The organism is Aliivibrio sp. 1S128, assembly GCF_001691065.1.
GTDB lineage: Bacteria > Pseudomonadota > Gammaproteobacteria > Enterobacterales > Vibrionaceae > Aliivibrio.
Genome location: NZ_MAJV01000058.1, coordinates 158030 through 172057 on the forward strand (window position 1 = coordinate 158030; position 14028 = coordinate 172057).

General features: G+C 40.2%; 12 protein-coding genes. 1 reads left to right on the forward strand and 11 read right to left on the reverse strand.

Translation table 11 applies throughout. The annotated features are described in order from the left end of the window. Positions 1–6: 6 nt before the first annotated feature. The 5 genes from A6E03_RS08480 to A6E03_RS08500 all read right to left on the reverse strand — a co-directional run bounded on the left by A6E03_RS08480 (position 7) and on the right by A6E03_RS08500 (position 3783). Positions 7–204, reverse strand: coding sequence for a twin-arginine translocation signal domain-containing protein (locus A6E03_RS08480; RefSeq protein ID WP_045101998.1), 198 nt, complete (start codon positions 202–204; stop codon positions 7–9). 79 nt (positions 205–283) lie between these two features. Next, positions 284–883 carry a molecular chaperone gene (locus A6E03_RS08485; protein ID WP_065600628.1) on the reverse strand — a complete coding sequence of 200 codons (600 nt, stop codon included), beginning with the start codon at positions 881–883 and terminating at the stop codon, positions 284–286. Positions 884–888: 5 nt separating this feature from the next. After that, complete coding sequence (locus A6E03_RS08490) at positions 889–2565, reverse strand: 4Fe-4S dicluster domain-containing protein (RefSeq protein ID WP_065600629.1); 1677 nt, start codon at positions 2563–2565, stop codon at positions 889–891. Positions 2566–2768: 203 nt separating this feature from the next. Further along, positions 2769–3341 (reverse strand): DUF3306 domain-containing protein, encoded by a 573-nt coding sequence (locus A6E03_RS08495; RefSeq protein ID WP_065600630.1) that lies wholly within the window; start codon positions 3339–3341, stop codon positions 2769–2771. Continuing rightward, positions 3322–3783, reverse strand: coding sequence for a DUF3305 domain-containing protein (locus A6E03_RS08500; RefSeq protein WP_065600631.1), 462 nt, complete (start codon positions 3781–3783; stop codon positions 3322–3324). Before A6E03_RS08500 ends, A6E03_RS08495 begins: the two co-directional genes overlap by 20 nt. A 164-nt stretch (positions 3784–3947) precedes the next feature. On the opposite strand from A6E03_RS08500, the gene A6E03_RS08505 reads away from it, so the two are divergent. After that, on the forward strand, positions 3948–4787 hold the full coding sequence (locus tag A6E03_RS08505; protein WP_065591191.1) for a formate dehydrogenase accessory sulfurtransferase FdhD: 840 nt from the start codon (positions 3948–3950) through the stop codon (positions 4785–4787). A gap of 111 nt (positions 4788–4898) precedes the next feature. On the opposite strand, the gene mltC is transcribed toward A6E03_RS08505, so the two are convergent. The 6 genes from mltC to A6E03_RS08535 all read right to left on the reverse strand — a co-directional run bounded on the left by mltC (position 4899) and on the right by A6E03_RS08535 (position 14002). Further along, complete coding sequence (mltC, locus tag A6E03_RS08510) at positions 4899–6038, reverse strand: membrane-bound lytic murein transglycosylase MltC (protein ID WP_065600632.1); 1140 nt, start codon at positions 6036–6038, stop codon at positions 4899–4901. 240 nt (positions 6039–6278) lie between these two features. Further along, positions 6279–8171: a methyl-accepting chemotaxis protein gene (locus tag A6E03_RS08515; protein WP_065591193.1), complete on the reverse strand. Its 1893-nt coding sequence runs from the start codon at positions 8169–8171 to the stop codon at positions 6279–6281. Between the two features lie 343 nt (positions 8172–8514). Further along, positions 8515–9153: a pyroglutamyl-peptidase I gene (gene pcp / locus A6E03_RS08520; protein ID WP_017022700.1), complete on the reverse strand. Its 639-nt coding sequence runs from the start codon at positions 9151–9153 to the stop codon at positions 8515–8517. Positions 9154–9162: 9 nt separating this feature from the next. Beyond that, complete coding sequence (locus tag A6E03_RS08525; protein WP_065591194.1) at positions 9163–10068, reverse strand: DUF979 domain-containing protein; 906 nt, start codon at positions 10066–10068, stop codon at positions 9163–9165. Positions 10069–10077: 9 nt separating this feature from the next. Continuing rightward, positions 10078–10755 (reverse strand): DUF969 domain-containing protein, encoded by a 678-nt coding sequence (locus A6E03_RS08530; protein ID WP_065600633.1) that lies wholly within the window; start codon positions 10753–10755, stop codon positions 10078–10080. Between the two features lie 355 nt (positions 10756–11110). After that, on the reverse strand, positions 11111–14002 hold the full coding sequence (locus A6E03_RS08535) for an alkaline phosphatase family protein (protein ID WP_065600634.1): 2892 nt from the start codon (positions 14000–14002) through the stop codon (positions 11111–11113). Between the last annotated feature and the right edge of the window lie 26 nt (positions 14003–14028).

Here is a 14028-nt window from a genome sequence, read left to right on the forward strand (position 1 = left end):
GCTCCGTTATAGGCTATCGTAATAGTCACGAATGTGTTGAGTTTCGCGATATCCATCGCCTTTCTTCTCAACGTCTTTTTTATCCGTTACTGTGCTTGCACTTGCTGTTCCTGAAACGGCTGCGGCTACTGTTCCTGCGGCAGCTGCAGTTGCAAGGCCCTTCAGTAACGTGCGGCGGTTTAGGTCCGTATTTTTATTGCTCATTCAATGCTCCTTTGCTTCCAATTAACTTGGAATGGGCGTCTGTTTTTATGGTTTTAATTCTTTTAAATCACAACGACGTTTATACTTCTGTGACTTCAATTACGTTTGGATTTTTTGCAAAGCGCGTTTGTTCTACAATGAAAAACGCCTCAACTAGTTGTGTCACTGATTTGTAGAAATCCGCATTTTCAGCGTTATTGATTTGCTCACACAGTGCGACATACCAAGGTTGGATATGGCGGTTAAAGAATCGTTGTTGCAAAACTTCTGCATCATTCGCTTCAATCAACATCGCCATTACTTCACATAATGCTGAGATATGATCTTCAGGCTCTTTTATGTCATCTGCTCGCTCAAAACCTAATTGCATAAGGTCTTGGCGAAGGGCAACTAACGGTTTTTCCATTAAAGCGCCCGCTATGTGCCATGAGCCAAACGGCATCACTTCACCACGGCCAACGCCAATGAATAGGTTTTGGTATTCGTCTGTTAGTGCTTCTTGATTTGATTCTTGAGCTGCTTTTGAAACCGCAACCCAGGCTTGACTCATCTCATGATTGTCATTGTCTTCGACTTCAAGCGTACTTAACCAATCAATCACCATTTCATCAGGTGCAATACGAAATAAATGCGCTAATAAACCATAGATTTCTTGTCTTACTTGTTGTTGTTCATTCATGGTCATTACACCTTTAATTGTTTTTCTGGATTTGCAGACAGATCGATAAAGATGTCTTTTACTCGACAATCTTCACACATGTATAGACGACTGATTGAGGCTTCGTCACTAAAGTGTGGGTTACCCTGTAACTTAACTCTTAGCATTTCAATCATTGATGCTGGAGCGAAAGGCGCTCCACAAGTAATACAACAAGCGGCATCTTCTTTATGCATGATTTGTGTTTCTTGACGCTCTGCTTGGCTCCAGTTCATTTGCACTTTCATGCTCAATACTTTTTCTGGACACGCGCTAACACAAAGGCCACATTGAACACAATCTTGTTCAATGAATTTTAATGTTGGTGAATCGGGATCGCTGTGCAATGCACGAGTCGGACAAACCGCAACACAACCCATACATAAGGTACAGTCTTTCGTTTCACAGCTCACGCTGCCATAAGGTGCATGAAAAGGAAGAGATTGAATTTCAGTAATTTCGATATTATTTGATGTCGCATCAGCAGCTAGGTGATCTAACGCGCCCATTAAACGTGCACGCTTATTGCCTGTTAAAGGTTGTTCAATTACCGCTAATGGCGTATCGATAAGTGTCATTTCGTGTAACGCTTCCATGTAAACGACTTGGATACGTTGAGGATCTAATCCTAATTGAGATAAGAAAGCCTGTGCGATTTCGACTTCTTGCGTTAATACACGCTGAATGGTTTCTGGCATTCTGCGGCTGGCAATGAAAAGGATTTGTGCTGCGCCATTAACAAGTGCAGAGAACCATGTATCAATACCAACAGAAAGAAGCTCATCAAGAACCACTGGGATAACATGATCTGGCATGGTTTTCAGTGCCATCACGTTAAAGTTTTCATGACGATCACTACAGAAAGCGATAATAGGTGTTTTGCCACCCTCTTTCTTGTAGTTTTCTAGTAGGCGAGTTGCGAAGTATTGTGTTTTCTCGGCTTCTGGCAATGCATAGCTGATCGCTTCAGTCGGACAAGCAGTGGCGCACGTACCTACACCTTGACAAAGGTATGGGTTAATTTGAATGTGGTGGCCTGTTTGATCTGAGCCTTCACTGGTTAGTGCGCCAGCAGGACAAGCATCAACACAACGCTCACACCCTTTTACGCCACGTGAACTGTGTGCACATAATTCTGGGTTTAAGCGAAAGTATTTTGGTTTATCAAACGTACCAACAAGCGCTGGCAATTCATCAAGCACTTGTGCAAGCGTTGGATAACCACGACCGACAGGATAATAACCCGGTACAGGCACTTGCTCTGACATTACGCTGTCTAGTTTCATGTCTAACACAAGATCGAACGCAGCGGCACCAATGGTTGCTTTTGCTAGATTCACGCGTTCACCATTTAACGTGCACTCAACATCAAATGCGCCTAAAAAGCCTTTGATGCTTAGATCTTTAGCGTGGTAAACCGTTTTTTCAGTCTCTTTATCGTGTGCATCGGATTCGGTTGATACCAGTGTGATGCTGTTCAGCTCTGAGAACTGCTCGGCAACATCAACAATAATGCTGGTAGGTCCAATGATGATCAAGTTACCACGGCTTTCGTAACTAACCGTTGGTGGGATTAAGTTGTTTAACTCAACGGTTTGCGCAATAGCGAACTGACGCGCTTTGGCATTCGTTGTTTCAGATTGTGCTAAAAATTGGGTTAACATTGCTTCACCTATTCTTGACCCCATTTGGGCCTATTCAGTTCTAAGACTGGTTTCTAGGTAGTACATCGCAATAACCGTACCAACTTAATGGGTAATAATTAGAAATATTAATTGGGTAAAATGCGCAATTTTTAGACTATTTGGCAGGCGGTGTTTTTTGTCGGGACATTTTGTCTCACCATGGTTCAAAATGTCCCGATTGTTTAAGTGGTCTTTTTTGTCTCACTTGAGGCTTTTTCGTCGTCAGTAACGTATTGATATTCATTATCATTACTGTTTATTGCTTCATTTTTAGCGGTTAATTCTTGTTGTTGTTCTGATGCTTCTTTTGATAATGATTCTGATAATTGCTCTGCCACTAACTCTTGCTCAATCTCGCCTGCTTCTTCAACTGGCTCTACCATCCAATCTCGTAATTTGGCTGCAGTTTCACTATCAAGTTTTGATGGTGTTGAGTAGTTTGGCTCATCTTCCATTGCAAATTCAGGGTTCAAAAACATCTTACGCAATGCGGCTTTTTTCAGGTTTTTATCTACCCCTGTTGCCATAAATTGGCTGACATTGCTGGTTCCTGTAATCGTACCCAGATCGGCCTCGGTAGGCAGATCTATCTCAGGCGTTGATTCTACCTCTTCTAGAACTGATGCTGTTTCAACATCCTCGACAGAAGCGTCAATAACAGGTGTTGACGGTGCTTGAATAGGCTCATCACTGACCTCTTCACCTTGTTTTACCTTCTGTTTTCTCAGTGCCCATCTACTTAGGAAGTTGCTCACTTGCGCGCCCCGCACCTTTACGTTTCTTTCTACGAACTTCTATCAGTTCACCGTTTTTGCCGATAAAGGCTTCTAGCCATGCCTGTACAGGTAGTGGCATACCAATCGATAGCACAACGTAATCACCATCCATGTATTGCCCTATCAAGCTTTGTGACGCCGTGATCATTACTGGGGTAAGTACGTCATTATCATTTTCAAAGGCAAAAAATAGCTTTGGATCTTGAGAGCTTAAATTAAAACGGTAATCGGTTCGTTCATCTAAAAATATTTCTAGATCTCGCTCAAATAAGATGCCGTTACTTTGCGCTGCTTGTGTTTTTTTCTCATAAAGATGAATGTCACCAATATGCCAAGATGGCGCACTCCAACGTCCCACTTGTTTGATTTCTTCAATCACTTCAAATTGAAGCGGCCATTGGTTTTCTGTTTTTTGATCCACAAGTCACCCTTCTTTTTATGAGGCTTTTTTATCTCTATTCACACTATAAAGCAATCCTTATACCAACAACGGTTTATTTCTAATTTAACCACAACTCATCCTGTGGTATAAAATTTGCGTGTAATACGTTAATTACCTTAAATCTCATTAATTTGGAGCTTACTTTGAGCCAATCACCAAGAATAATAACTACTGGCGCTGTACCTAAACAAACTCTTACTGTGGATGTTTATGATGAATACGGTGAGAAGCTAACAAAAGAAGTCGCGTGTGAACAACCATTAACGGTTATGTTGAATTGGCAAGAAGTGGTGACTCTAATGACGTTAGGCGCACGCCCTGCTGAATTAGTCGTTGGCTATTTAAAGAATCAACATTTCATTAGCGATGTAACGTTATTAGAATCCATCATGATTGATTGGGAAACCAAAACAGCCGCGGTGAATACTAAAGAGACTACTGAACACGTTAAAGAGAATTTAAAGAAGAAAACGGTTACCTCTGGCTGTGGTCAAGGCACCATGTATGGCAACGTGATGAAGCAACTTGAGAATTACCAAGTGCCTCAAGTAACCATCAATCAATCGGATATTTACGCCTCGTTAGAAGCACTGACTTATCACAATGACACGTACAAAGCCGCAGGTGCAGTGCATGGCTGTGCGATTTGTGAAAACAACCAAGTCTCGTCTTTTGTAGAAGATGTAGGCCGTCATAATGCAGTAGATACACTTGCGGGCGAATTATGGCTGAACCGTGGTACAGGCGACAATAAACTGTTTTACACCACAGGTCGTTTAACCTCTGAAATGGTGATTAAAGTCGCTCAAATGGGTATTCCCGTTTTACTTTCTCGCTCAGGAGTCACGCAAATGGGCTTAGATTTGGCGCAGAAATTTGGCATTACGATTATTGCTCGCGCGAAAGGTAAGCGTTTCCAAGTGTTTGCTGGATATGAAAAAATCAACTTTGATGTGAAAGGTGAAGCGGCGCTTGGGGACTAAAACAGAAACTAGAAACTAGAAACTAAGCATAGCAAGGACGAGTAAGAGCAAAAAGCAATGACTCGTCCTTCATCCCTAAAATCTACCTCCTTAACAGAGGCATAATTCTATTTATGCTTTTTCATTAAATTCTTTTTGATATTTCAATACTTTTTCAAGATAACGACGCGCTTCTGCTTTTGGGTGTTTATTTGTTAACGCCCAGTACAATTGACTTGGTTGTAAACTATTTATCTCGCTTATCGCTTTTGTTTTACTTGTATCAAAGGTTGAAAATACACCACCTGAACCACCGTTATACGCTGATATCATGCTGTAATGTTTATTGGTTGCATGAGTGATATCTCGTAAATATATATTCTTCAAGATATAAAAATAAGCGGTGCCTGTGTCTATATTATTCGCAGGGTTAAACAAATACTCTTTTGTTGGGATACCTGATTTGTTTTTTACTAGTTTAAATACATCTGCTCCTGCTGTTTTTGGGATCACTTGCATTAAACCATAAGCTCCAGCATGACTTACTGCGTAAGGATTGAAGCTACTTTCGGTCTGGATAATGGCGTAGATTAAATCGATTGAAATACCGTATTCTTTCGACGTTTTTTTAATTAAATCTGCATATTGAAATTCACGCTGTTCTAGATGGTCATCCACCATTGAGATCTCAACGTAATACGCTTTGCCATTTTTTATGGTTTTCGTTTTAAGCTTATTCTCGATTAAATAATCCGCGTATTCCCCTGCTCGCCATGGCCATTCAATGTCTTTGTTTTCTTGATCTTTAATTTGACCAAGTAAAAATGGACGTCCACGTAAAGGAATCGATTTATCACTGAATAAATCAACATGCGATGGATCGGCAGGCATGAGTACCGTGCCTATAATGGCTTTTTTAAGCGTCTCTTTAGGTTGATATTGAGAAATGGTTGATACATAAATCTTACCTTTCTCAAAATCAATATGAGCACGAGTGCGATAGCCATCAAGGTACTTTACATAGCGATGTTTGCCTGCTTCTAAAAACTCTTTATCACCCCATGTTTTATGCACATGCTCAGACAAATTCGCTAACTGATCTTCAATTGATTGATTTGGTTTGGTGGTACTCGGCTTCCATGAATTGGATTGAGAGTTTCCACTCTCAGCACTGCAATTACATGAGTCTGGTCTATTATAGTTGCCATCAAAAATTGGCGTACAAGAAGCCGTCACTAAAGTAATAACAAGAGAAATTAATACGTTTTTCATTTATGTCCTAAATAGCATATTGATCTTAATTTTCAATAGACTGGGATAAATTACACTGGCAGATTAGCCGATAAGGAGGCGTATTCTACACTTTGTTTCAATTTTGGGAATAGTCAGAGAAAGAAGTTTCTTAATATTTTCATCCAATGTTAAATAGACTTTATTTTTAGATCAATATCACAATTTATTGACACAAAAAAACCGCCAAAAAATGACGGTTTTTTATTATAATGTGAGTTATTAAAGCTTATAGCGTTTAATTTCTTCTTCTAACGAATCCGCTAATGATTTTAGTGCTTCAGCTTGCTTGGCTGCGGTTACTGCTTCATTCGCCATTTGGTTAGCAACTTCTTGCACGCCTTCTGTATTACGGCTTATCTCTGCAGTTACACTTGATTGCTCTTCTGCCGCTGACGCTATTTGCGTTGCCATATCACTAATGACATTAATTTGCGCGGCAATATTATCGATACTCACCCCTGCCTCATCAACGTCTTTCACGCTGGTTTCTGCAAGCTGATGACTGTCAGACATAACAGATACCGCTTCTTGTGTGGTCGATTGTAATGTTTCAATCATTGATTGAATTTCTTCGGTGGATGTATGTGTTCGCTGTGATAATACTCGAACTTCATCCGCAACCACAGCAAAACCACGACCTTGCTCTCCTGCTCGCGCGGCTTCAATAGCTGCATTCAACGCCAGTAAGTTAGTTTGCTCTGCAATAGAACGTATTGTGGCTAAGATTGAACTTATTTTATGTGCATGACCATTAAGATCTTCAATTATCCCTACCGCACTATTCACTTCGCGCGCTAAATTACCAATTGAAGATTGGCTTTGATTCACTTGTTGATGGCCTTCTTGCGTTAGATCAACGGCTTGTGATGCTGATTTTGCGGTGTTCTCTGCATTACCTGCGATTTCTTGTGTTGCACTTGCCATCTCTGTTACCGCAGTGGCCACCATTGTGATTTCATCTTGTTGTTGTCGAATATTCTCACTTCTTTTGATCGCAGAATCGGCGGAATCTGCTGCCGAGCGATTCAGGTCTAATGTTATCTCTCGTAAATTAGATGCCATTGTATGTAAGCGAGAAACAAATTGGTTAAAGTTCTCTGCCAGTTTACCCACTTCATCATCCGATTTCACATTGATGCGAACCGTTAAATCCCCTTCACCATTGGCGATGTCTGCTAATGCTTCTGATACTGTACCTAGTTCACGTAATTGACGCGTCACTAACCATCCCGTAAACAATGAAACAAACAATAGAATTAAACCACCAATAAGCAATAATTTAACTAGCATCGCATGTAATGGGGCTTCTAATGTTTCTTGATCCATGACTAGCGCTATCGCCCAATTAGTATTAGGCACCGCTGTCACCATTACAGCTTTCTCTTTACCTTGTTGTTCAGTAAAGAAGAAACCATCCGATGAAATTTCGCTATTCAGATTATTCGCATCAAACCCTTGCCCTAATTCTGAAATTGGTTTTAACGCCATTTTTTCATTTGGGTGTGCAACCACAATTCGATTACTCACATCTAAAAGCATCGCATAGCCATTTCCAGGTACTGAAATATCAAGCACATCATCAATTAATGCACCCAATGCTAAATTTGAAGCCGTAACACCAACGATTCTGCCATTCTCACGAACCGGTTCTGTTAAGGTTACTACTAACGCTTGCATTGTGTGGCTAACATACGGTTTTGTGGTAATCGCTTTATTTGCAGCTAATGTTTCTTTATACCACCCACGAGTACGAGGATCGTAGCCCGCTTTATTCAATGATGGATCTTGACGTTGCATTACGCCTTCCGCGTCACCGTAGTAACTTAAACCAAAACCACCGGAGGTAAAAGTTTGCTTTAAATGAGCAACCATATCGAGATTAGGATCGCGTTCAATGGCTTCTTTCATGCCGGTTATTGCATCTTGACGACCTTTAAACCAGTCACCAATACCTAAACTGTACGCTTTCGCGGTATTTCCGCTCTCACTACGAATTGCATCCCATGCTTGGGTTTTCATGGTTTGGTATGAAAACGTTCCTAGCGATATAATCGTGAATACGATAAGTGCCACACTTGTTAAAACAAGTTTCATTTTTAAGGTTAGGTGCATAATCTTTCTACTTCTAATGATTGTGATTTTAAATAAGAATGGAGGCAATTAATGATAAACAGCGGAGCCTACACTGCCATCATAAGTGCGAGACTCATAAATGAAACAAATGCTTACATTATGAATCATACTAACAGTCTTACCATTTTAAAATGTGTTCTTTTTCACAAACTGCTACCTAAGTAGTAATAAATTTGTTATCAAAACTACGCCCACACAACTAAACCGCACGTTTAATGACGGAAGTTAGTCTATTTATCCCACACACAAGCAAATAAAAAAGCCTAACAATAATGACTATTGTTAGGCTTATATAGAAGGATATTATTCGGCGATTATTACATTAACAAATCGTTCCTGCACCTTGCTGGATGTCTTCGTCATTATCAATAATCGCTTGAGCAGCAATGGCTAAGCCTTCTGCTATTTGCTCTAACTTCATTGTTGGTTGAGAACCATCAACAGATTGCTCTGGCAATAGTGGAATATGTACAAAACCATGACGAATATTGGTGTCTTTTAGGTAATGTTGGATCCCGTAAAACAAATGATTACATACAAATGTCCCAGCAGTATTCGATACCATGGCAGGGATCCCCTCACTTTGCATCGCACTTACCATCGCTTTTACTGGCAGAGTGGTAAAGTAAGCATCTGGACCCCCTTCGACTACGGGTTCATCAATCACTTGAATGCCATCATTATCTGGGATGCGAAAATCATCCACATTAATTGCAATTCGTTCTGGTGTTATAGCGGTTCGACCCGAAGCTTGACCTACTGTGATCACTGCATACGGTTGTTGATCTTCAATGGCTTGTTTAACCACGTCGATCGATTTATAACGCACAACCGGCACTTGGCAAATGCTGATCTCGCCACCGTTCAATTTACGGCCTGCAATTAATCTTACCGCTTCTAGCGCTGGATTAATTTTGTCATTACCAAAAGGTTCGAAACCTGTAATTAGAATCTTTTTCATCGTTAATCCCTAAAAGGCAAAAAAGTACATAAAGGTAGTGTTAATAAGTAGCATGATAAAACCGGGAATGAACTGGGTAATGATCACTTGGTTTTTATTATCTAATTCCAATAATGCCGCAGGTACAACATTAAAGTTAGCCGCCATTGGTGTCATTAAGGTGCCACAATAGCCTGAGATCATGCCTAATACACCAACCACAATTGGATCACCGCCCATTTCAACAATCAGCAATGGAATACCAATACCTGCGGTAATGACAGCAAAAGCCGCAAACGCATTACCCATAACGATAGTGAAAATAGCCATACCAAACGTATACGCAATGACATAAGCTAATACGCTGCCGTGAGGGACAATTTCTTTTACTATTTGAGAAACGGTATCACCGACTCCAGCCTGACCAAATAGATAACCTAATGCGGCTAGAAATTGAGATAAAATAGCTGCCCAACCAATGGTATCAATCAGGCGACGACCTTCATGAATACTTTGTACTGGTTTGCATTTTGTTAGCCAGTTCGCGACAAGAAGTGACAATAATGAGCTTAATCCTAACCCAATCAATGCACTTGTTCCGGTTAGCTGACTCCATAAAATCGTACCCACTGGTACAATTAAGGCCGGAAGAAACAACATATTTTGTAATGACTTCGCGCTCGTTTCTCTGAACTCATTATTACTTGAGTTGTAAGAACCAATGCCCATTAACCCCGCCGAAGCAATCAACGTCATCAATAATACTAATAAACCGACAACCCAATCAGGTAATACCGCACCTAAGCAAAAAGAAAGACCATAAGCTAACCAAAAAAGTCCTGTGCCAATGGCTTTTGGGTTCTTTTTATCGGTAAAACTTTGAAATGAAAACGCAATCAGAAGTAAGCCTGTCGCTTGATAAATATACTCTAACATGATTAATCCCTACTCTTCTTTACCAGCTTTCGCTAAACGTGAATCTTCTATCCACGCTCGAACATAGAACACAACGCACGAGGCTAACGCCGTAGGAATCCCCCACATAAACATGTCATTTAACGCAACACTGTAACCATGCTCTTCAAGTACGCCCTTAATAAGCAGTAAACCACCCGCACCAATAAAGATTAATTGACTGAAAAAGTTAGCAAAGTTTTCACTCATTGCAGCAAGCGCACGAAGGTGTTGTCTTTCTTTATGCGTTAGCGGTTTTCTGTTCTTCTCAGCAGCGGCTTCTGCCATTGGTGCCACTAAAGGACGGATCATCGATGGGTGTCCACCTAAATTCAAACCTAACGCATTCGTTACTTTACGCAGTAATAAGTACGTAAACATAACTCGACCAGCAGACGCTTGCTTGATTGAGCCAATCAGCGTTTCTGCTCGCTCTCTTAAGCCAAAGCGTTCTAGTACACCAATCATAGGGAGTACAAGTATGAATAAAGACATATAGCGATTTTGAGTAAATGAAGCACCTAAAATGGATAAAATCTCTATAAAGTCGATATCAGCAACTAAACCAGTCACGATCCCTGCGGTTAAAATAACCAATAACGTATTTAAGCGTAAAGCCAGCCCAAGAGTAATAATTACTACCCCGATTAAAGGCCAAAAATCAATCATCATATATCCTTATTTGCTTTATCTCAGTCCTACATCATGAAGGACGGATACTTGTAAATTTTACAGTATGTAAAACTAAGTTGACCCCAACACGTTGGTAAACGTATTGGGGTCAGCTATTGAGTATATTGAAAATTAAGCAGATGAAAAGTATTTATCTGCATTATAATTCTAAAATATAACGATATTCTTAGGATAATTAGCCTAACTGATTAAAATACCATCAAATAAAAGGTGTATATACTCATAAGAGCCATCATACCAGTGATTAACCAACTGAAGACTGGCATCCAAAAGGGTGTTTATAGTCACCAACAATTGCCGATTTTGTTGCTGTAATGAATCAGCCTTCTGTCTATTTACTCAGTTGTATATCGAGATCATCAAGTAAAGAAGGATAGCCCCAGCCGTTGTTATTCTCGATAACGGTTTCTTGAGTAAGGTATTCATACAATGTTGGCGCCAATGACCCATTCGCCTCACTCGTTAATGGCGTAACATTAGGGCCTACAGGGGTTCCCCAGAATCCTAAAAAAGCATCTTTTTCTAAATAGTGTTCGCCAGCATGTCTGCCCGGTACTTTGGTATTAAAACCAACACCAAATTTAGGGAACAAGTTTATCGTCCCTGCTCTGTCTTCTTCATACAATGTAGCCAATTGATTGACTGAATCGGGTCGCGCCGTGTAAGCCGTCAATTCTCTCCACTCTTGTTCTGTACACCATGAGTTCACATTGTCGCTAACAGCAGAAACCATACATCGTTGATATAACTCTTGATATGATACTAATTCAGCGTCATTTGGTTGCGATTTATATGGATTAAGAACATCAAGTTCAAGTAACTGAGATGATCCAATCACTGGTTGGTAAAACAGTCGATTACCTTTTTTAGATATCAATTCATCAACTCTAACACCGTCTTTAAAACCAATAACTCGAACATTACATTCATCTAGCGTACAGTTTGTTTCTCTAACAACGAGATAATCTAGCGACTCTTGTAAACGTGATGCTATTTCATTAACCACATTAATAGATCCGCCTTTCTGTGCATTAACAGGCGTCCACATTGTTAGTTCGGCGTATGTAGGTTGCACTTTCCAACCTTGAGCTGAATTAAAGAAATCCATCATAAAGTTACCGCCCGCTGTAGAGGCGACCACCACATCTACCTCTTTATTACTTTCATAATTAAGCGCGTTGGTAATTTTAGGGCCTTCACCTTCATCCGAAGAGATCTTCTTAATCACTAACGGGTAACCAAGCTCTGTTTGAAGAGGATCAAACACCTGTTTTTCTGGATTAAGAGAGTAATACACTGGAGATAAGCCATGATCCCCAGCCATTCCCCAAAGGGTTCTATCGTATACGCCCGCGTCTTTATATGTGTTGGTAAATTGCGTTAACCAATAATCTAATCGGTTTAACTCCCCTGTCGGCATGAGTATTTCATCACTAAACGGACCAGTGAAATGGGCAAAGTGATCCGGCCATGGGTTATAAATTAGCGTGTAATCTGGCATCCCTTTTTGTTCAAGCTTCGAGAGGGATTCTAGGTTTTGTTGGATCTTCCATTTTTGAGTTAACTTACTGTAAATATCCAAGGCAAAGATGCCGTTATAAACACGAATGTCTTCAATAAGATCGGCTCTCATGGTCGACACTGTTTTCTCTATTTCTGCACGTTGCGTCAACTCTCGCAAACAACGCTTTTCACCAAAATCTCGTAAGCTCTCACCTGCCCCTAAATTCACCAAGCCATCATAGGTGGTATGTGCATTCCAATCATATTGCGCATTACAGTTTAAAGTGACTAAATAATCCAAGCGATCAAACATGGTTTGAACCTTGTTCGCATCCATTAGACGATCAAGTTGTAAAGCATCATTACCAAAGAAGTAATAAGCTCGATCTTCTTTTCGATCAACAAAGTGGAAGTTCGGTATTCCAGTGCCCCCTTTACCAGATACTTTCGCACCCGTTTTTATTATCGGTAAATTACGAACACTGATAGTCGGTGTTGATGAAATGCCCACATCGACAATGCTGTTATCGTAGTTTTTATACAGCTCAGTAAAAAATGGCAAGTACGATGGGTTTTTATACTCTTTCTCGGTAAGTCTTTTTAAGAATGACAGTTGTTGCTCATGTTCTGGCTGTGTGGTGATTTCATTCTGAGGCTTATAGTTTTCATGCTTAAGGTGATCTTGATATATCTGCTTAATAAATGGTTTTTCAAGCGGTGACATTAGTCCTTCAAGCAGACCTTGTTGCAAACCATCCACCGTAATCTGAACTGCTAGTCGACGTTGTTGACGAGACTCTAAATAAGAAATTAGGGCATTAGGATCTTCTTTAAAGCTCTCTTGTAACCATTCATTCAGCACTTCTTGTCGCTGCTCTTGATAGACAAACTGACGGTACGATTTCAATACATTAAGACGAACAAAATCGATAAGTGTTATGGTTAATGCTTCTGCTTTATTGTTCACAGAACCTTTATGCTCAGGCTTGCCCTCTTCAATGATTTGTTCTAACGCCCCACGCATTTCTCCCTCATCCATACTTGTGGCCGCTTTTGTCATTCCAGCAATAATGATGGGTTGAATTTTATCTATTATTTTTCTGTCTTCTGGAGTATCAGAGAGATAAGTATAGCGCTCGGGTAATACCTCTAGGTCCTTCCACTCACCAATCTGTACCAATTCATCATAAACAATCACCATGTTCGCAATGAATTTACGATCAATAGTTAATCCTTGGTGATGACTATCAGCTAACTCTGGCTTCTCTTCTTTTTTTACGTCATTGAGAGTAAACAAAGAGTGGCTAAATCCGGTGAGTGTTTCTTCATCATATTGAGTTTTTAAGTAAGCTTTAAAGGCATCTTCATTGTCCATATCTCCGTATTTATCCACAAAGGTATAAAGAAAATGCCCTAAAGGGATCGCATATGAGGGATTTGAAAGCTTTGCAATGATGCTTTTCTTAACATCACTCTCCAATGGAAGAGATAAAATGTAAGCGTCTAATGTGATGCCAGCAATGGTAAAAATAGCGGCATCACGAACCGTTTTCGTTGTATAAATGACAGAAGAGTGTATCTGATTTTTTAGTATTTCTGCTGAGTTAACAACTCCGCCAACTACGGGGATTGAACTGACGTTGGCCGAACTGTTTGCACTCAACATCGAAAGAGACAACACACTGAACGTAAATATTGACGAAAACGATCTGTTTTTCACTTTAACTTCCTTTTATAGCAATTTGG